This window comes from Ruoffia sp. FAM 20857 (genome assembly GCF_045528645.1).
In the GTDB taxonomy this organism is placed as follows: domain Bacteria; phylum Bacillota; class Bacilli; order Lactobacillales; family Aerococcaceae; genus Ruoffia; species Ruoffia halotolerans.
The window spans coordinates 104,449-123,505 of record NZ_JBGQRB010000002.1; the positions used below are offsets into that span (position 1 = coordinate 104,449).

At 39.3% G+C, this 19,057-nt stretch carries 19 protein-coding genes and 2 pseudogenes; 12 read left to right on the forward strand and 9 right to left on the reverse strand.

Annotated features, from left to right (window positions below):
- Positions 1-65 precede the first annotated feature (65 nt).
- The 4 genes and pseudogenes from ACEN4N_RS01095 to ACEN4N_RS01110 all read right to left on the reverse strand — a co-directional run.
- Positions 66-797 (reverse strand): MurR/RpiR family transcriptional regulator, encoded by a 732-nt coding sequence (locus tag ACEN4N_RS01095; protein WP_407093533.1) that lies wholly within the window; start codon positions 795-797, stop codon positions 66-68.
- Positions 798-1,309: 512 nt separating this feature from the next.
- A pseudogene (locus ACEN4N_RS01100) lies at positions 1,310-1,749 on the reverse strand ((deoxy)nucleoside triphosphate pyrophosphohydrolase).
- 177 nt (positions 1,750-1,926) lie between these two features.
- On the reverse strand, positions 1,927-2,085 hold the full coding sequence (locus tag ACEN4N_RS01105; protein ID WP_407093534.1) for a hypothetical protein: 159 nt from the start codon (positions 2,083-2,085) through the stop codon (positions 1,927-1,929).
- 1 nt (position 2,086) lies between these two features.
- Positions 2,087-2,392 (reverse strand): annotated as a pseudogene (locus ACEN4N_RS01110) (PTS sugar transporter subunit IIC); the annotation flags it as partial.
- A gap of 87 nt (positions 2,393-2,479) precedes the next feature.
- Here ACEN4N_RS01110 and ACEN4N_RS01115 point away from each other — a divergent pair.
- Positions 2,480-2,644 carry a hypothetical protein gene (locus tag ACEN4N_RS01115; protein WP_407089808.1) on the forward strand — a complete coding sequence of 55 codons (165 nt, stop codon included), beginning with the start codon at positions 2,480-2,482 and terminating at the stop codon, positions 2,642-2,644.
- Positions 2,645-2,671: 27 nt separating this feature from the next.
- Here the strand turns inward: ACEN4N_RS01115 and ACEN4N_RS01120 are convergent, their stop codons facing one another.
- Positions 2,672-4,588 (reverse strand): heavy metal translocating P-type ATPase, encoded by a 1,917-nt coding sequence (locus ACEN4N_RS01120; protein WP_407089807.1) that lies wholly within the window; start codon positions 4,586-4,588, stop codon positions 2,672-2,674.
- A gap of 337 nt (positions 4,589-4,925) precedes the next feature.
- On the opposite strand from ACEN4N_RS01120, the gene ACEN4N_RS01125 reads away from it, so the two are divergent.
- The 9 genes from ACEN4N_RS01125 to ACEN4N_RS01165 all read left to right on the forward strand — a co-directional run bounded on the left by ACEN4N_RS01125 (position 4,926) and on the right by ACEN4N_RS01165 (position 13,361).
- Positions 4,926-5,765 carry an ABC transporter permease gene (locus ACEN4N_RS01125; RefSeq protein WP_407089806.1) on the forward strand — a complete coding sequence of 280 codons (840 nt, stop codon included), beginning with the start codon at positions 4,926-4,928 and terminating at the stop codon, positions 5,763-5,765.
- Positions 5,758-6,537: an ABC transporter permease gene (locus ACEN4N_RS01130; RefSeq protein WP_407089805.1), complete on the forward strand. Its 780-nt coding sequence runs from the start codon at positions 5,758-5,760 to the stop codon at positions 6,535-6,537. The genes ACEN4N_RS01125 and ACEN4N_RS01130 overlap by 8 nt, the downstream gene beginning before the upstream one ends.
- A gap of 19 nt (positions 6,538-6,556) precedes the next feature.
- The gene (locus tag ACEN4N_RS01135; RefSeq protein ID WP_407089804.1) at positions 6,557-7,597 is read left to right on the forward strand and encodes an ABC transporter ATP-binding protein; all 1,041 of its coding nucleotides are present in this window, start codon (positions 6,557-6,559) and stop codon (positions 7,595-7,597) included.
- A gap of 24 nt (positions 7,598-7,621) precedes the next feature.
- Positions 7,622-8,689, forward strand: coding sequence for a PotD/PotF family extracellular solute-binding protein (locus ACEN4N_RS01140; RefSeq protein WP_197103003.1), 1,068 nt, complete (start codon positions 7,622-7,624; stop codon positions 8,687-8,689).
- A 79-nt stretch (positions 8,690-8,768) separates the two neighbouring features.
- Positions 8,769-10,481 (forward strand): adenine deaminase C-terminal domain-containing protein, encoded by a 1,713-nt coding sequence (locus ACEN4N_RS01145; protein ID WP_407093535.1) that lies wholly within the window; start codon positions 8,769-8,771, stop codon positions 10,479-10,481.
- A gap of 2 nt (positions 10,482-10,483) precedes the next feature.
- Complete coding sequence (locus tag ACEN4N_RS01150; protein ID WP_407093536.1) at positions 10,484-11,806, forward strand: amidohydrolase; 1,323 nt, start codon at positions 10,484-10,486, stop codon at positions 11,804-11,806.
- A 111-nt stretch (positions 11,807-11,917) separates the two neighbouring features.
- A complete protein-coding gene (locus ACEN4N_RS01155; RefSeq protein WP_407089801.1) occupies positions 11,918-12,337 on the forward strand; it encodes an Rrf2 family transcriptional regulator in 420 nt (139 codons plus the stop codon).
- A 64-nt stretch (positions 12,338-12,401) separates the two neighbouring features.
- Positions 12,402-12,782 carry an FAD-dependent oxidoreductase gene (locus ACEN4N_RS01160; protein ID WP_407089800.1) on the forward strand — a complete coding sequence of 127 codons (381 nt, stop codon included), beginning with the start codon at positions 12,402-12,404 and terminating at the stop codon, positions 12,780-12,782.
- 12 nt (positions 12,783-12,794) lie between these two features.
- Positions 12,795-13,361, forward strand: coding sequence for a class I SAM-dependent methyltransferase (locus tag ACEN4N_RS01165; RefSeq protein ID WP_407089798.1), 567 nt, complete (start codon positions 12,795-12,797; stop codon positions 13,359-13,361).
- A 217-nt stretch (positions 13,362-13,578) separates the two neighbouring features.
- On the opposite strand, the gene ACEN4N_RS01170 is transcribed toward ACEN4N_RS01165, so the two are convergent.
- Positions 13,579-13,836, reverse strand: coding sequence for a hypothetical protein (locus ACEN4N_RS01170; protein ID WP_138403861.1), 258 nt, complete (start codon positions 13,834-13,836; stop codon positions 13,579-13,581).
- Between the two features lie 258 nt (positions 13,837-14,094).
- On the opposite strand from ACEN4N_RS01170, the gene ACEN4N_RS01175 reads away from it, so the two are divergent.
- Positions 14,095-14,991: a mechanosensitive ion channel family protein gene (locus ACEN4N_RS01175; RefSeq protein ID WP_407093537.1), complete on the forward strand. Its 897-nt coding sequence runs from the start codon at positions 14,095-14,097 to the stop codon at positions 14,989-14,991.
- 33 nt (positions 14,992-15,024) lie between these two features.
- Here the strand turns inward: ACEN4N_RS01175 and ACEN4N_RS01180 are convergent, their stop codons facing one another.
- Complete coding sequence (locus ACEN4N_RS01180) at positions 15,025-15,666, reverse strand: YczE/YyaS/YitT family protein (protein WP_407089796.1); 642 nt, start codon at positions 15,664-15,666, stop codon at positions 15,025-15,027.
- Positions 15,667-15,856: 190 nt separating this feature from the next.
- Positions 15,857-16,306: a universal stress protein gene (locus tag ACEN4N_RS01185; RefSeq protein ID WP_407089795.1), complete on the reverse strand. Its 450-nt coding sequence runs from the start codon at positions 16,304-16,306 to the stop codon at positions 15,857-15,859.
- 205 nt (positions 16,307-16,511) lie between these two features.
- On the opposite strand from ACEN4N_RS01185, the gene ACEN4N_RS01190 reads away from it, so the two are divergent.
- Positions 16,512-17,165 (forward strand): hypothetical protein, encoded by a 654-nt coding sequence (locus ACEN4N_RS01190; protein WP_407089794.1) that lies wholly within the window; start codon positions 16,512-16,514, stop codon positions 17,163-17,165.
- An 84-nt stretch (positions 17,166-17,249) separates the two neighbouring features.
- Here the strand turns inward: ACEN4N_RS01190 and ACEN4N_RS01195 are convergent, their stop codons facing one another.
- Positions 17,250-18,725, reverse strand: coding sequence for a flavocytochrome c (locus ACEN4N_RS01195; RefSeq protein ID WP_407093538.1), 1,476 nt, complete (start codon positions 18,723-18,725; stop codon positions 17,250-17,252).
- Between the last annotated feature and the right edge of the window lie 332 nt (positions 18,726-19,057).

Genomic DNA, 19,057 nt, shown 5'->3' on the forward strand with positions numbered 1-19,057 from the left:
TTCATTAACATAGGAAAGGGCTTCTTAGGAATTTTTTCCAAAAAAAAGAAAAGTTTTTCTATAATTTAGAAAGACTTTTCAATAAGATACTCTAAATAGAGTAATAACATCGAATAAAATTGGGTGGAGTTAATATTATTTCGATCCAAAAACTGATTGTCATCAATCGTAAAAGCAATATCTGATAGATTTGCGAGTGAATTATCACTGGAGTGGGTAAATGAAATAACACCTATACCTTTCTCTTTCGCAATCTCAGCTTTAGTATTCACGAGATCTGTTTCGCCACTTTTTGAAACACATATAATATCTGAAATACGATGTAAATTATTGAGAAATAAAGCATTTGTATCCGCTCCATTAGAGTAATAAACCAGCTCGCCTTGCCCAAGTATTTTCTTATATAAATACTCTCCGATAATCCCTGAATATCCTGTTCCAATAATGTAAAGTGAACGGTCATCTTTTTTTGTCCGCTCGACAAAATCTAGTAAATTTTTTTCATTTTGTATAAATATCTTCTGAATACTCGTTGATAAGTCACCAATATAAGTATCCACTTCGCCGTCCACCGTCTTAACTTGCTGACGACTCAAGTGATAAATCATATCTGTAAATCCATCGAATCCAAGCTTCTTAGCTAATCGAAAAATTGTCGACTTAGAAGTAAACGTTTCGTCCGCTAACTTTTGAATCGTCAAATCTTTTAACATAGTCTGATTATTGTCGATGTACTTCAGGACAGTATTTTCAATATCGGTAAATTTTTTGTTCGTTGTATAATAATTATGTTTCAATATGGTATCCTTTCTAAAATGTAGTAGTTTATGATTCCGTTCATTTCATCTGTCTTTATTATACATCTAATTAGTTACTGCACCAAAAGGTACTTTGATATTAATTTACAGGTATTTTGAGAAAAATATTCTTATTATTGGCATTAATTCGTTTTATTTTATTTTACAAGGTAAGTTAACCATAAGTACCTATAGAAAAACCACAGTTTATCAGCTGTGGTTTTCTATCTCTACTAATTCTTCGCATCCCTCTCCGACAATAATCGTAAGCCGTTTAAAATAACTAAGAAGGTTGACCCTTCATGGAACACAACGCCCATTGGCAAGTCGAGCGCACCAATAATATTTAATATGACGAACATTACAATCACTGAGATTGAGAAAATGAATGATACACATTTCTCAGTCTCATCCTGTAAATAATTCAACAAAAATTCTTTTTTCTCAAGTTGATTAATAATTAACTTTGGATCATATTGCGAGCCAATTTCTTTTCGATTGATAAAGCTTTTCTAAGTGATTGTTCTAATAGGTCCATCTTGAATACCTAAACTTAGATCAAGTTGGCTTAGTTTTTCAACAGCTGGTATATCTGCTGGTGCCCAATTTAATGCTTTAATCTCTTTAGAGGCGAGCCATTTAATAGCAACATGTTCAGTCAATACTAGTTCACCAAGTTCCAAATGACAGATAAATGTTGTTAAGTTAACAGTCCAAAATCATAGGTATAACTTGCTACATCAAAGATCTCGTCACTCACTACTACTTCGATTTTTAATTCTTCAATCAATTCTCTATGAAGTGCTTCTTGAGGCGTCTCACCTTGCTCAATCTTTCCGACAGGAAATTCCCATAAATAAGGTAAGGATCTCTCTCCTCCCCGTTGAGCGCATAATATCTTTCCTTCTTTTATTAGAATAGCTCCTACCACATTAATTATCTTAGTATCCACTCACCTTATCCTTACTATTATAATGTTAATTTGCATCATTGTACTTATCATTCTATATGAAAGCGAGGAATGTATGAAGGTCGTTTTGGAATTTGGTGATAGTTTTATAGCCCAAAAAACTACCCCCGTCGAATCTCAACAGGAAGAACTCTATCAAATTTCAACTAAAACTAACTTCTAACGTCTTTTCCGACTATCCTTCCGTATCAAGTACCACCCCAAACCAATGAAGGCTAAGCCACTGACAGTACTTGCATACATATTAGGTACCGTCGGACTCAATGAGATCAGGACAAATCCTAATGCAACAAGCAGTAATTGCCACTTTGCATTCATCTTAATTCACCGTATCAGACTCAGTGTCTTCTTCGATTCGAACTCTATTGGCCGCCAAGACAAATGGTACGTAGATAAAGGAGGCAACCACTATGTTAAAGAGAGATAGTAAGGCCGCTTCAATGCTACCACCCGTCGCTAGATATGCATATAATCCTGGTGGGGTAATCCGAGGAACTGCTAACAATACGGGCGGTACCCAACCCCATGATGTTGCGAAGTAAGCGATTGTTGCCAGAACAGGTGGTGTAATTAACCATGGAATCGCAAACTGTGGATTCAATACAATTGGCATCCCGTAAGCAATTTTTATCGTTAGTTTTTTATTATAGTTTGAAAGCATTATAGATTTTGCTAAATGATTAACCCTGATTGATTATTGAAGAGAAAATGAGTGAAGGATTGGATTTGGCTTCGTAATGATGCACGAAGACAAATACGAAACAAATACCGGCCTGGTGGTATCCCACCAAGCCAAATACCTGCCCACGAATCATCGCCAGATCTCCTTTACTCTCTATTATACTCAACAGCTCCAAAAAAAGAACTACCAAAATAAATTAGTAGATCCTTCATACAAAAATATTTAAAAACTCTTCAACATTCGTAAGGCATTCAAGATCACGAGAATCGTACTTCCTTCATGCATCACCACGCCTAGGCCAATATCCATCTTACCTAAGAAGTTCAACGTTACTAAGGTGACCACTACAATCATCGAGAAGATAATGTTTTGCCATGTAATCTTATTCATCTTTTTCGTCAATCGATGCGCGTAGGCAAGTTTACTTAAGTCATTTTGCATCAGAACCAGATCCGCAACGTCCATCGCGACATCGGTTCCCTCACCCATCGCAATCCCAACATCAGCGGTAACCAAGGCCGGCGCATCATTGACGCCATCGCCCAACATCGCTGTGAGACCGTACCGCTCTTGTTGGTCTTTGACAATCGAAGCTTTATCTTCTGGCATCACATTCGCTTGAACCTCATCAACGCCAACTTTTCGACCAATCGCCTCGCCCGTTAGCTGAGCGTCTCCAGTGATCATTGTCGTATGAATGCCCGCCTCTTTAAAGTACGCCACCGCACTTTGCGCAGCTTCATTAGGTACATCCATCAAGGCAATCAGTCCAATCACCCAATCTTCGCGCCCGATATACACCACTGTCTTTCCTTCTTGAGCTAATCGTTCTTTGAGTTGATTATACTCTGGGCTAACCTTATCAAAGGAAGTTGGTTTACCAATCCGATAATGCTGATTGTTGTAAGTTGCCGACAAGCCTTGTCCTACAATGTTCTCTACCTCTAAAGACAAAGTGCCCGATCCTGGGAAATGCTTAATAATCGCTGACGCTAATGGATGATTCGATTGCTTCTCCATCGATACAACAACATCAATTAATTCTGCTTCATCAAGCTCCTCGTCATATTCAAAGTCGGTCACTTCCGGTTTCCCGTGAGTTAATGTCCCTGTCTTATCAAAGGAAACAGCCTTAAGATCCGCTAACTTGGATAAATATTCCCCACCTTTAACTAGAACACCTTTTCTAGACAGATTCGATATCGTAGCTAACGTCGTTGGAATCGCACTGGCGGCGAGTGCACAAGGTGACACCGCAATGAGATACACCATCCCACGGTACCAACTCATCTCCCAAGTCCAATCAAAGACGAAGGGCCCTGACAAGATGACAAAGGGGAATAAGAATAAAACAAATGAAACGTATTTAGGCTCCAGACGTTGAATCAAGGTCGCTGTCTTCGTGAGACTACTTTGCGATTCATTCACCATCTCCAGAATTTTAGCAAAAACCGTCTCAGAGCTATCTTTTGTCACTTGCATTGTAAAACTACCCGATTCATTCATCGTACTCGCAAATACTTCATCACCGACCGTTTTTTCTTTAGGAATACTCTCACCGTTAATCGATGATTCATCCACTGAACTCGTTCCTTGAAGAATAATACCGTCGGTCGGAATTTGATCGCCATTTAATACTTGTAATGTATCGCCCACTTTGACCTCTTCAACGGAAACTAAGTGTGTCTCACCATTTTCAAGCACTAACCGTGCCTCAGTGGGGTTCATCTCAAGTAAATTCGTAATTTCCTTCTTACTTTTCCCATCGACATAACTTTCTAAGAAATGTGCTCCGGCAAAGATGACAATTAATAAGGCACCCTCTTCACTATTGCCAATGAGAACAGCACCCAAAGTAGCGAGCGCCATCAAGAAATGAATGTTAGGCATGAAGCGTTTCAACTTCAAAGTATTAGAGATGGTGTCGCCAACACCTTCCATAATGACATGGTAACCTGCCGTTACGATTGATGCCAAGAAAGCGCTAGTAGCAAGTAAGTTATTATTTGTAAATTCGAAATAGAGCCCCACAAAGAAAGCAATTAACCCGATAAAATACAAGACAACCGGTAATTTACCATGATGTTGATGTTCATGCTCAGTGTGAGCCTCGTGATTATGTTCTTTTATTTGATTCATCACTGCCAACTCCTTTACGTTAAGTGTAATGATTACGCTTCATATGAAAAATAAATCATATGTTAGTTATATAATACATGAACATTCACTGATATAGCAAGTGGAATGAGGTCTTAGTTTTCTCTAAGATTCCAAGACAACTAAGCCCATCCAATCCGATGGCTGTCAATATGAAACTAACATTTGATAAAAGTAAATTCTCTCTGGCTTACTCTTTATCTAAAACACGAACATTCATCATTTTAGCTCTTTTGATTATTCGTCATCTATTGTCATATTCTCCCTAGAAGTTATACTCTTTCAGTAGAGTATTTTACTTTTTAAGGAGGAATTATTTTTGTCTTCTAAACACATCCCGTACATTGTGATTACACCGGGATTCATATTGTTAGTTGTCTTTCTAGTCATGCCTTTGTTATCCATTATTTGGCCGACATTTTATGATGGCGCTTTTACCTTTGAATCCTATGCGTCATTTTTCTCAAGTAGTTTCAATTTGAGTATTCTATGGCGGACCGTTAAGCTGTCTTTAATCGTCACCTTATTCACAATTATCTTAGGTTTGCCAACGGCTTATTACATCTCTCGCACAGGCAAGAAGTGGCGTTCGCTCTTGATGGGCTTCGTTCTCTTTCCATTATTAACGAATTCTGTTGTGAGAAGTTTTGCTTGGATTAATATTTTAGGTACAAATGGGATTGTGAATCAATTCTTACTGAATACTGGGCTGATCTCGCAACCATTGAAGTTATTGTACACAGAGTTTGCGATTGTGATTGGTTCAATCTATCTTTTCTTGCCATTAATGATTACGACTTTAGTGGGAATTTTAGAGAACATTGATACTGAAATGATTGAAGCAGCTGAGACACTGGGAGCGAATCCGCTTGTTGCCTTCGTTAAAATAATCTGGCCCTTAAGTATTCCTGGTGTCATTGTGGGAAGTATCTTAGTGTTCACTGGGACCTTTACCGCTTATACGACGCCACAATTACTAGGTGGGAATCAGAATATGATGATGTCAACTTTCCTCTATCAACAAGCAATGTCTTTAGGTAATTGGCAAAGTGCTGGCGTGATTGCTTTGATTATGATTGTCACAACGATCCTTGTCATGAATGTCTTTAATGCCATTGCGAATATGGTTGACCGTAGAGGAGGCGATCTTAATGCGTAAACAATTTGGCTTGAAACTCTTTGTCATTCCTGTTTTTCTATTTCTATTTATTCCCTTATTCATTATCATTGTGACCTCTTTTGGTGAGAAGCCAACGATTCAATTCCCGATTGAAGGTTTTACCTTAGATTGGTATGCGAATGTCTTTACAACGGGTGGCTTTCTAACGAGCTTTTGGTTGAGCTTGCGTATTTCATTTCTGGCGACGCTCTTAGCCTTAATTATTGGTGTCCCCGCTGCTTATGCCTTGTCGCGTTATGAATTTCCCGGTCGTACACGGTTGAAGAGTTTCTTCCTGTCCCCGACGATTATTCCTGGGGTGGTTGTTGGTTTTGCTTTGTTTCAGTTTATTGTGATTCGGATGCAAATTCCAATTTTCATTGGTTTGCTTTTAGGACATTTCTTAATTAGCTTGCCTTACATTATTCGCGTCGTGGGTTCAAGTTTAGAGCAATTAGATATGTCCCTTGAAGAAGCAAGTTGGACTTTAGGTTGTACACGTTTGGAAGCCTTCTTTAAGATCGTTTTACCTAATATTACTTCAGGTATTTACGCTGCTTTTATGTTGGCCTTTATTAATTCATTCAACAACATACCGGTGTCACAATTTTTAACGGGCCCGGGCTTTACAGCCTTACCTACGAACTTAATGGGTTATATCGAATATAACTATGATCCAACAGTTTCGGCATTATCTGTTCTGTTAATGCTACTGACAATTATCTTAATGATTATTATTGAGAAGACTTTAGGTCTCGCTTCAATATCTTAATAAGGAGGACGCCAATACAATGGCTTTTGTTAATTTGAATGACATTCGCGTCAGTTATGACGGGAAGACAGATATATTAAAAGATTTAAACCTCTCCATCGAAAACGGAGAACTTGTGTCACTGCTCGGTCCATCGGGTTGTGGAAAGACAACAACTTTGCGTGTCATTGCTGGATTAATTGATCCTAATGATGGGCAGTTTACAGTGGATAACGAAGATTTGACTGCTACACCCGTACATAAACGCCAATTCGGAATGGTCTTCCAGTCTTACGCCCTGTTCCCGCATTTAACGATTTTTGAAAATGTGGCCTTCGGTTTAAAAATGCAAAAAGTAGACAAACAGACGATTAAAGAAAAAGTCACTGCCATGCTTGAAGTGACTGGCTTAGCTGACTTTGCTGACCGTTATCCTAAACAGTTATCCGGTGGGCAAAGACAACGGGTTGCTTTAGCTCGCGCTTTAGTTATTGAGCCGAAGTTATTATTACTAGATGAGCCTTTGAGTAACTTAGACGCTAAATTACGTGTCTCTATGCGTATGGAAATCAAACGAATTCAAAGACAATTAGGTATTACAACTGTCTTTGTTACCCATGATCAAGAAGAGTGTTTCTCAATCTCAGATAAAGTAGCTGTTATGAACAACGGAGTCATTGAACAATACGCAACACCTGAGGAGATTTATCATTCTCCTAAAACAGAGTTCGTTGCTCGTTTTATTGGCTTTGAGAATTTTATTAATCTTACAAAACAAGCAAGCGGCGCTTACGTTACTGATAACGGTACCGCGATTCATACAACTCAAGCGGACTTAGACCGAGCAGAAGTGAAGGCAACAATTCGCCCAGATGATATTCTAATCATTGACCATACAATTTCTGAAGAGAATACAATTGTTGGTAAGATTTTAGTTCGGACATTCTTAGGTAAAAGTTACCAATACGAAGTGGAGACTCCGGTTGGTAAGTTAATTGTCAATGATGACTCACAAACTCTGTATCAAAGTGGCGATCAAGTTACTCTTTATCTAACACCAGAAAAATTAATTTTAGTTTAAAACATTCTTAAAGGAGAATATATAATGAAAATTATTAAAACATCTGTATTAGCTTTAACATCAGTTATGGTCCTTGCGGCTTGTGGTAATTCAGACACGGCTTCTACTTCAGACACAGCATCTGCTCAAGATAATGGTGAATTAATTGTCTCGACGTTTGCGATTTCAGAAGATGTGATTCAATCTGACGTCTTTGCTCCATTTACTGAAGCAGAAGGCATTAATATTACGCACGAAGTTGGGAATTCAAGCGAACGCTTTACAAAATTACAAAACAACCCACACTCAACCATTGACGTCATTGAACTATCTCAAAACAACGCAGCTTCAGGGGTTGCGGAAGGAATGTTCGAGCCTTTAGACGAAGAAAAAGTACCGAATTTAGCTTTATTAGTAGACGGTGCCCAAGATGCTGTGGATTCAGCTGGAGCGCCTTATACAATGAATAGTATCGGAATTATCTACAATGAAGAAGCGGCTGGCATGACTATCGATGAGTGGTCTGATTTATGGGATCCTGCTTTAGAAGGTAAGATTTCGATTCCAGATATTACAACAACGTTTGGTCCAGCGATGTTACACGTTGCAAGTGATCACGCAGGTGTTGATATTACAACTGATAATGGTGAAGCGGCTTTCCAAGCTTTAACAGACTTAAAACCAAACATTACAAAAACTTATACAAAATCATCTGACTTAGCGAACCTTTTCCAATCTGGTGAAATTGTTGCAGCCGTTGTTGGTGACTTTGCTTACCCAATTATTTCTGAAGCAAACCCAGATGTGCAATTCATTGTCCCTGAATCTGGAACTTACGCAAACTTTAATACTTTAAACGTCGTTGCTTCTTCAGAAAATAAAGAAGCGGCTTATGCTTTCATTAACTGGAAACTTAGTGAAGAATTACAAACACAAACAGCCAGCTCATTAAACGAAGCTCCAACAAATGCGGACGTTGAATTAGACGAAGAAACAGCTGCTAATAAAACTTACGGTGACGTTGCTCAACGCGCCAAAGCCATTGACTTTACTTTTGTTAACGAGAACTTAGACGAGTGGATTAACACTTGGAATGAATTGATGAACCAATAGTCTTTAGCTCACTTTTGAAAAGATGAAATTTCGGGGAGTCACCTGAAGTTTCATCTTTTTCTCATTGTTCTTGAAAGGATTGAATAAATTGATTGATTTACTCATTGAAAATGGGCAAGTATTTAATGCCTTCTTAAAATGCTTTGAAAGAAAAAATATCGCGATTATTAACGACCGTTTCTACTATATTAAAGAGACTGATTTGCGTTATTTAAATCCGAAAGAGATTGTGGATGCCTCGGATAAATTTATTGTTCCAGGTTTGATTGATATTCACATGCATATTGAAAGCTCGATGATTCCCCCATCAACCTTCTCTGGAGCTGCCCTGTCTCATGGAGTGACAACAGTGGTTGCGGACTCTCATGAGATCGCGAACGTCTTTGGCATTGAAGGTATCTATGCGTTTATGGCACAAGACACGGTAATGGATATCTTCTACGCGATTCCTTCATCGGTTCCGTCGACGGTTCCCGAACGCGAAACAACTGGTGGAATGATCGGTGTCGCTGAAGTGACGGAGTTATTGGAACATCCAAAAGTAATTGCTTTAGGCGAAGCCATGAACTTTAAAGGCATCACTTCAGAGCCAGATTCACTGATTCAAAATATTCTACAAACAGTGCAGACGAACAAGCCTTTCATGCCTCTCGAAGGCCATATTCCTCGCGTTGAATGTGAGGACTTAGCTAAGTTTATGTATGCCGGTTTAAACGCCGACCATACCCACCAATCCCCTGAATCGATTCTAGAAAAGATTGGGAGCGGGATATTTATTGAGTTGCAAAAGAAATCACTAACAAAAGAGAATATTGCGGTAATTAATGAACATCAGCTCTTTGAACATGTCGCTTTAATTACTGATGATATTATGCCTGATGACTTGTTAGAGGGACATTTGAACGCCAACTTGCGTCTTGGTATTCAGGAAGGCTTAGACCCGGTCGATGCCATTTATATGAGTACATACACGCCGGCGCGCCGGATGGGCTTTCAAGACCGTGGTGCCATTGCGAGTGGGTTAAAAGCGGACTTTATTCTGTTGAATGATTTGGATACTTTCGAGATTGACTGCGTTTATAAAGATGGCCGTTTAGTTCATCGAGCCGGTGATGCCTTGGCTTTTGATCAAGAGGCTTTAGACTTTCCAAGCCACTTCTATTCGTCTGTTAACTGTGCTGAACTCACCCTCGATGATTTACGAATTCCGGTGCGTGAAGATGTGTCTGAAGTGATGTGTAATGTGATTCAAATTCAATCTGTCGGGACCTTTACCGAACATGTGAAGCGAACGGTTAAAGTGAAGAATGGCTATTTGGATTGGGAAGCTAGCGGCTTGTCATTAATTATTGTTCAAGAACGATATGGGAAAAATAGACAAGTTGGTTATGGGCTCGTAGAAGGCGCATTGAGTGACAAAGGTGCTGTCGCAACGACTTGGGCACATGATCATCATAATTTAATGGTCATGGGAACATCAAGTGAAGATATCTTACAGGCGCAACGCGAAGTTTTACGTCTGAATGGGGCTTATGTTGTTGCGCAAGGCGGAGAAGTTGTCGCAACTTGTCCTCTGCCGATTGGTGGAATCATAAGCGATAAAGCATTACCTGAGATTGGTCGCGATTTAAAAGCGGTGCGCCAGGCCATGATTCATTTAGGATATGACAATACAAATGAAATTATGTCTTTTTCTACGCTATCTCTTCCAGTGTCGCCTCAAATTAAAATCACAGACTTTGGTATGATGGATGTACATACACATCAACTGATTCCATTAATGGAGGATTAAGCATGAAAACATTAATCAAAAACATTCATTTAATTACCTTGGACGCACAATTTACACAATTCGAAGACGCCTTTTTAACGATTGACGGTACGCAAATTGTGGGCTTTGGCGACGCTAGTCAAGCTCCTTCTGAGGCGGATTTCGATACAGTGATAGACGGAAATGGTGCCATAGCTATGCCAGGTATGGTGAATACCCACACGCATGTAGGAATGATTCCTTTTAGATCGCTTGGAGACGACACACCCGACCGGTTAACGCGCTTCTTATTTCCTTTAGAGCATGAATGCATGACGAAGGAATTAGCCTACCACAGTGCTAAATATGCCATTGCAGAAATGCAACTTGCTGGAGTGACAACTTTTTTTGATATGTATTATTTTGAAGAAGAAATTGCAGTAGCAACAGATGAAATGCATGCTCGCGCGATATTGGGCGAATCTGTCATCGATAAAAGTCCGGACAGTGAGATTGAATTTGGTGGCTTAGCTTATAGCGAAGATTTTATTCCACGTTGGTTAAATCACGACCGCATTACCCCTGCAGTTGCGCCTCACGCGCCTTATACCAATACGGATGAGTCGCTCATTGCTGCGAGTGAATTGGCTCGCAAATATTATATTCCTTTCTCCATTCACCTGAGTGAAATGACTTTTGAGATGGATAAATACCGTGAAGAGTATGGTCAAACACCCGTTGAATATTTAAGTCAGCTCGGCGTATTAGATGAGAAAACCTTGGCTGCTCATTGTATATTCGTGGCTGATTCGGATATCGCCTTAATGAAAGAAAAGCAAGTTTCAGTCGCGCATTGTATCGGCGCGAATACGAAATCAGCTAAAGGCGTGGCACCACTCTCTTCAATGTTAGAGGCCGGTTTAGCTGTCGGATTAGGGACGGATGGACCGAGTAGTGGCAACACGCTCGATTTATTCACACAAATGCGGATGGTGGCGAATTTTCATAAGACGCATACAGGAAACCGTGCTGCCTTCCCTGCACGAGAGATTGTTCGCTTAGCTACATTGGGTGGGGCTGAAGCGATTGGGATGTCAGACTCAATCGGATCGATTGAAGTTGGGAAAAAAGCTGATATTGTGTTAATTGAAACTGATTCGGTGAATATGTTCCCAATCTTCGATGTTTACAGTGCTTTGGTTTACTCTGCGAATGCTTCAAATGTGAGTCATGTCTTTATTGATGGGAAGTTAGTTGTGGAAGATAAGAAACTAGTCTTGGCTTCTATTTCTGATTTGCGCGGGAATTTAGCTAAGGAAATGATTTATTTCACTGAAAAAGCGTTGGAGTTTAGTGAAGATTTATAATTTAGCAGGAACTATTTTTATAGTTCCTATTATTTTTTTCTTGCTTTTGTTTTTTATTTCCTTTATATTTAATTCCAGACAAATTGAGTCTTTAATTAAGGAGGCCATGTTATGAAATATTCAAAAGCAACGAATTACGCCCTGCATTCGATGGTTCATTTAGCTATGGAGTCGGATCGTGAAGCGGTTCGGGTTGAGGATTTGGCTAGTCGCCAACATCTGTCGCCGAGCTATTTGTCTAAGATTTTGACTAAATTATCTAAAGCCGGGCTTATTACGTCAACACCTGGGGTTAATGGCGGCTACCAATTACTTGGATCACCTGATTCATGTTCATTTTTAGATATTATTCAAGCTGTCGAGGGACAGGAAGCCATGTTAAATTGTACGATGACTCATGAAAGTACGCATCATCACGAATGTTTAATTGAAAATGCGATTTCTGAGGCTGAAGTTAAGATGCAGGAAGTTTTGGCGCAGAAGACTATCGGAGACATTTTAAAAGAAGTGCACGCAAGACAACAGCATTAGGCTAATATTGAAATAATTATTAACCAACTGGACTGATGACTTAGTTGTTGCTACTAATGGATTGGTGGTCTTTGATTCAGAACAAAAAGCACTCTTAGAGGGAAATAACATTCGACTTATCGAAGATACGATTCGTGAATTAAAGGGTTCTGACGGGCAACTTGAGAGTGTCCATTTTGAAGGTGGTGAGATTCTTGAGCGTACGGGAGGTTTTATTACGACAGAATTAAAACACCCGATGCCATTTATTGAGCAACTGGATCTGGAAGTGAGTGAAGCTGGCTTTGTTGTGACGAATATGATGGGACAGACAAATATCCCAGGCATCTATGCTGCTGGTGAAATTACGGGTCCTTCTCAGCTCATCGTCTCTGCCAGTCAAGGTCATATGGCCGGTATTGGTATTATCGCCCAAGCAAGTCAAGCGAATTTTAATCGCATTTAAGGAGAGAATTGAATGAATCATATACACAAATTTAACCAACTAGCATCGCATTACGACTCATCAAATAATATTAAAATGGCTGAGCTCGCAACTGAAGCCATCCGCCCTTTTCTAAATGATGAGCGCTCGGAAAAAGTGGTCGACTTAGGCTGCGGAACCGGCTTAGTCGGCTTGGAATTACTTGAGGACGTGGATTCAATGTTATTTGTGGACGGGTCTGAGAAAATGCTGGAACAAGTCGAGTTGAAACTTGCTGAGAAATCCGCACACAATGCATCGGTTCGCTTGATGGATTTTGAAAAAGGTATTCAACTTCCCGAAAAAGTCGATACGATAATTATGTCACTTGTCTTGCACCACATTCCTAATTATCAAGCATTGTTAGCGTCGCTACTTGAACAGTTGAATGAAGACGGCCGATTATTACTGATTGAAATGGGTAAACAAGGTCATGGACACGGCTTTGACATGAATCAGTTGGCTGAAGAAGTTCAGACAGCAGGCTTTGGGAATGTAGAAGCAGATATGTTCTTTGAAAATCAAGAAAGCTCGCGCTTTTTATTGCGCGCGACTAAATAATAGATGAAATCCACCTCAAATTGATGATTTGAGGTGGGTTTTTTGGTTTTCGGGGCGTCGTGTGGTGGCACGACGCTCCGTATTTTCGTTTGCGGTACGTCGTGAGTGAGCTCGACACTACGCATTTGAATTTGCGGTACGTCGTGGGCGATCACGACACCACGGAAACAGATTTGCGGTCCATCGCGCTGAGTCACGATGAACCGCAAGGTCATTTTTAACCAATAATATAGATACTTACTGCTGATATAATACAGAACACTCCTAGAATGGTCATCGCAATTGAAGTGAGGTTCCATTTTTTGTCGTTTTTATAATAAATTTCCCAGGCAGTATAGAGTTGTGGGATTGAAACAGCAAAAAGTAGTAGTGAAGTGAAGATATGCCTTGATATGAGGTCATTCATTTGTGCAATAAATGCTCCAATGATGATAACAGCACTGATACCTCGTGTAATTGAATTTAGATTGTTCACTTGTCTCACCTCTTTGCTTTCATTCTAACATAAACTGAAAATAATGAGGTGAGACACTGTGAACACTTACTTACGCGTCTAATTTGAAATGCTTATTAAATTTAACCTATAATGAATGTAAGGCAAACATAATTAAGTTGGCTTTGCAGGGCGTCGTGAGTGAGCACGACGCTACGGAAATTGACTTGCAGTACGTCGCGCCTCGTCACGACGCCCCGCAAGCCCAACAAATAAACATTTAAGGAAAGGAGTTGACTAATGTCTTATTTAAGAAATGCGATTAATAATATTTTTTCTTCATTTGATTTTCAAGGTTTGCTAGAAGATGGACTTAGCGCTATCTTCCGGATCGTATTGACCGTCGCTGCTTTATGGCTTGTACGGGTGTTAGTTGAGAAAATTATTACAACTTACTTTGAAAACACAAAGCGCTTTAAGTTTTATAATTTTTCAAGAAACAATACGATTCAACGACTATTGCTGAATATCGTTCTTTATACATTTTACTTCTTCGTTGGTTACAGCGTACTTTCAATACTTGGCATTCCAGTGGGAACTTTAGTTGCTGGAGCTGGGATTGCGAGTGTGGCGGTTGGTTTAGGAGCGAAGGATTTAGTTTCAGATTTGGTGAATGGTTTGTTTATCTTGATTGAACACCAATTTGATGTGGGTGATCACATCGTCATTAACGGTTATGAAGGGCGCATTTACAGTATTGGGGTGCGAACTACGGTGATTCGCGATTATAACGGGATTCATCATTTTATACCCAATGGAAATATTCAAGAATTGTCAAATCTGTCGCGCGAAGCAGTCCGAATTGATTTGGATTTATTGATTCCCACAGATATTAACTTTGCGGCCTATGAAGAGTTACTTAAAGACACTTACCGTCAAGTCATCGAGTCCGATGATCAAATTAATGACACGACGGAATTTATTGGCTTGATGAAAGACAAACACGGACGACTCATCTATAAAATACGGATTTGGGTTAAAGACGCTGATGATGTGGTTGACGTCGAGGGACGTTATTACAAGTTATTCGCCGATGCTTTAAATGAAGCAGGCCATCCAATTCCAATGAGTGAATTGTCACGCATGAATACAATGGTTCAAGTTGAGAAAGAAAATGCAGATGATATATTTTCTTAAAAGCAAAAGACGCCTGAGATAGGCGTCTTATTTTTATGCTTTTTCTTCGACTTTATCGGATAGTTTACTTGTGAAACGGTTGGAAAAGAAATCAATCAACGGACCAGCCAGGAAACCAGTGATAAAGGTTGAAACGCCAACTGGACCCCCAAGAATCCACGCAGTAATTACAACAATTATATCTTGAATCATTCTGACAGTTTTGTAACTCGCTGAAACGCGGTCAGTGATGACTGGCGCTATCGCATCATAGGGTGATACCCCAAGATCAGCGTCCATATATAAAGCGACACCGAAAGTAAAGATTAAAATCGCGACCACTGTAATTAAAAGCTGAACGATAAAGGCAAACTGAGTTGGGTCTATGAATGACTCTAACATGCTGATAAAGAATTCAATCATGTAACCAACAAGCACTAAGTTAAAAATCGTCCCCCAGCCAATAATCTTCCGGTCAAAAAACAAAATAATTGCCAAAATCGCAGCATTGACAAATAACTGATAATTCCCCAAAGTAAAGCCAAGTAACTCACTCGCACCTGTGTTAATCGCAGTGAATGGATCCAAGCCCATATTCATTGTTTGGCTCAATGCAGCCCCAAAACTGATGAGGGTAATACCCATTAAAGACATTAACGCCTTCCATATAAATTCTTTCCCATTTATTGAAAACATAAATAGCTCCTTAAAATTTAGTTTTATCTCTATTCCTTAAGGTTAATACAATTGGAGGTAAATATGCAACTGATTCGATTATAAGTGCTGTTACAATTCAAAATAATGCCTACTAAATCTTTAGATCTAGTAGGCATTATTGACTATTTAAATACACTGTTCAGATCCTTTCTCAACATCATGTGTCAATTTATTCACTTTCTTTTGGTCTTACTACTAATACGTCACACGATGCATGACGAATAACATTTTCCGATACAGATCCCATAAAGAATCTTTCTACAGCACCCATACCTCTCGCACCCATAACGATTAAATCAATATTCTCGCGTTTTGGAATATCTTCAGCAATGACATATTTTGGAGATCCCATCTCAAGGATTGTCTCAACATCTGTTAAGCCACGCCCTGTCGCTAAATCCTTCGCATCACTCATCACACGGTTACCTAGGTCTCTTAATGCATCCCTAAAATGAATATCCGAACTTGATGTCGCTTGGATTGCTCGTGTATCTAATACATGTAAAATAAATAGTTTGGCATTATTCCGTTCAGCAATTGCCACGGCTTTATTCAAAGCCAACTCAGCGCCTTCAGATCCATCTGTCGCAACTAATATGCGTTGATACTCATGTAACATTTTACACACCTCCTGTATGTCTTATATATTTATTATAACACAAAATGAATGCGCTTACCTTGGAGAGGATTAATATTTCTTTAAAATGGATATTATTTTAGATAGTGACGTGTTTATAGTAAAATTTAATTAAAAGGAGGAGAGATGTGTCGAAGAATTGTGGCAATTTCAAACTCGAGCGCATTTTAGAAAGAGGGATTCAAATATGAAAAACAACGCACTCAAACGTATTCTAGCGTCCATTCTATTCGCTGCGGTACTATTTGCCGGCTTTAGCTCTGCAGTAACCGCTGAAGAAGCAACTGAAAGTGTTGATACTAGCAACTACGCACCTGGTTTATTCTATCCCTATTATGATCACATAGGAGTAGGCATGGAATTTGCGCCTTTTACCTTAACTTTAGATTATGAACCTGATGAAGACGGGATTTACCAAGTCAGTCGTGCCAATACAGGTAATACTGTCTCTTATGTCTATCAATTGACTGAAGATGGTGTCATCGAATTAGCTTACTACCCAAATTCGTACGAAGGCGAAGACTTCCGTTATCACGAAGACTCCCTAGATGAGCAAGTCGCGACATTCTTCCCAGCAGAGTTAGCGGCTGGAGACACATTTACAAGAGGTTACCGCGATGAACTAGAGTTTACAGTCACGGATATTCTCGCTGAACATGAAGTTGAGGGTGAAACGTATCATGATGTCTTAGTGATTGAATCGGTTATGCCAGAGGGTGAGGTACAACGATACTACTACGCCCCTGAAATTGGTGAAATCGCTTCTGAATATATCTTTGATGACGAAGGAAATGCTATTACCACTGCATTGAGTGAATATGGAGAAGTTCCAGTTGAATAATTTGTATGAGTCAATTGCAAATAAACAAGGGGGCTGACAGTTAATCATTGTCGGCCCCCTTGTTAAAGTTTTATAGATCGGATTTTAGTTTACGAATAACGCACTCTGCTCTCCTGCTTGGCGACCAAAGATAATTATATCAGCTATAGCATTTCCGCCAATGCGATTTGATCCGTGAACACCACCACTTGCTTCACCAGCTGCATATAAACCAGTAATTGCTTCATCAGCTTCATTTAATACTTGAGCGTTTGTGTTAATTTTTACCCCGCCCATTGTATGGTGAATTCCTGGCGCAATTTTTATTGCGTAAAAAGGCGCTTCTTCTAATGCAATCTCCATACCCGTTGTTCTTCCAAAGTTATCATCAGTTCCGTTTGCTACACTATCATTCCAAATCGATAGAGTTTGACTCAATACTTCTGGATCCAATTCTATAGTAGTAGCTAATTCCTCAATAGTATCTCCAACTTTAACCAAGCCCATTGATTCATACTGATCTATGGCTTTCACTCGCCCTCTTAGTGCTTGGTCGAAAATTACGTAAGCAGATGAATCTGTTTGAGATAAGATTGCTTGTGACACTGCATCACGTGTATCTAATTCATTAAAAAATCTCTCGCCCTCTTTATTAACCAAAATAGCACCTTCACCTCGTACTGCTTCAGTAATTAAATATGATGTCTCTTGCTCAACTGTTGGGTGAATTTGTATTTGATCCATATCTACTAACTGAGCGCCAACTTCTTGGGCCATTACTAAGCCATCTCCGGTCGCTCCTTCGTGATTCGTCGTAACAAATCCTTCTAAATCCGGATTATTATCTGTAACCATTTCTAAGTTACCGCCAAAACCACCCGTTGCAATAATTACAGCTTTTGCATTCACTTGATGTTCATTACCTTCAATATTAACTTGGACACCAGTGACTACTCCGTCTTCTTCTAGTATTTCAGTGACATTGGCATTTACGAAAGTTGGAATTTCACGTTCAAATACATTTCGTTGTAAGCCGTCCACTAGATATCCTCCAATTGCTGATCCATCTTCAGGACGATGAGCTCTTGGTACACTCATACCTCCTGTAGTGGTAATACTACTTAAATTGATACCCATAGAGTCTAACCACTCTATTGCTGAAGCAGAATTATCTACTAAATAATGAACTAACTCTTCATCGTTTGTATCGTGTCCGCCTGCCATTGTCTCTTCAAAAAACAATTCATTTGAATCTTCTATACCTTCAGCTTCTTGGAACTTAGATTCAGATGCATTCATTCCAGCTGATGATTTCAGAGTATTTCCACCTAATATTGGCATTTTTTCGAATATGGCCACATTTGATCCAGCATCTTTGGCAGCAATTGCTGCAGCCATTCCTCCTCCACCAGCACCAATAACTATGACATCATATGATTCTGCTAAATCATCTGGGTGTGTAAAGTCTGCTGTGACTTCCGATGCTCCAGTTTCTGCATCTGTTTCGCTATCTTGTGCACTAACGTTCAAACTACCTACTATACTGCTTAATACTAAACCCATAATCAATACTGACTTCATTATCTTACAAACGAACTTCATACTTTAACCCCTTTGTGATTTAATACACATATTATACATATTAATGAAAGTCATTTCAATATGTTGAATAAATAAATTTTATAACTTATGTCGGAATATTTCGGTTTTACGTACTAATGTGTATTTTTTTGATTAAATCTGCAGTCCTTTTCAATTCGAATGCGCATTAAACACATCTAAAAAATGGTTCTTGAATTTTTGGTGTTGGTGAGAGAAATCTCACTGACACCTTTTTTTGTATGTACACAAAAGCCAGTGAATTCCTATATAATAAAGTTACCATACATTACTAAAAGGAGAATTCACTTGGC

Bases quoted from the DNA above. Each gene is read 5' to 3' on its own strand.
- ACEN4N_RS01120 (WP_407089807.1), bottom strand. From the start codon at position 4,588: ATGAATCAAATAAAAGAACATAATCACGAGGCTCACACTGAGCATGAA.
- ACEN4N_RS01155 (WP_407089801.1), top strand. From the start codon at position 11,918: ATGAAATATTCAAAAGCAACGAATTACGCCCTGCATTCGATGGTTCAT.
- ACEN4N_RS01165 (WP_407089798.1), top strand. From the start codon at position 12,795: ATGAATCATATACACAAATTTAACCAACTAGCATCGCATTACGACTCA.
- ACEN4N_RS01150 (WP_407093536.1), top strand. From the start codon at position 10,484: ATGAAAACATTAATCAAAAACATTCATTTAATTACCTTGGACGCACAA.
- ACEN4N_RS01195 (WP_407093538.1), bottom strand. From the start codon at position 18,725: ATGAAGTCAGTATTGATTATGGGTTTAGTATTAAGCAGTATAGTAGGT.
- ACEN4N_RS01135 (WP_407089804.1), top strand. From the start codon at position 6,557: ATGGCTTTTGTTAATTTGAATGACATTCGCGTCAGTTATGACGGGAAG.
- ACEN4N_RS01130 (WP_407089805.1), top strand. From the start codon at position 5,758: ATGCGTAAACAATTTGGCTTGAAACTCTTTGTCATTCCTGTTTTTCTA.
- ACEN4N_RS01175 (WP_407093537.1), top strand. From the start codon at position 14,095: ATGTCTTATTTAAGAAATGCGATTAATAATATTTTTTCTTCATTTGAT.
- ACEN4N_RS01105 (WP_407093534.1), bottom strand. From the start codon at position 2,085: ATGAATGCAAAGTGGCAATTACTGCTTGTTGCATTAGGATTTGTCCTG.
- ACEN4N_RS01140 (WP_197103003.1), top strand. From the start codon at position 7,622: ATGAAAATTATTAAAACATCTGTATTAGCTTTAACATCAGTTATGGTC.
- ACEN4N_RS01190 (WP_407089794.1), top strand. From the start codon at position 16,512: ATGAAAAACAACGCACTCAAACGTATTCTAGCGTCCATTCTATTCGCT.
- ACEN4N_RS01180 (WP_407089796.1), bottom strand. From the start codon at position 15,666: ATGTTTTCAATAAATGGGAAAGAATTTATATGGAAGGCGTTAATGTCT.
- ACEN4N_RS01185 (WP_407089795.1), bottom strand. From the start codon at position 16,306: ATGTTACATGAGTATCAACGCATATTAGTTGCGACAGATGGATCTGAA.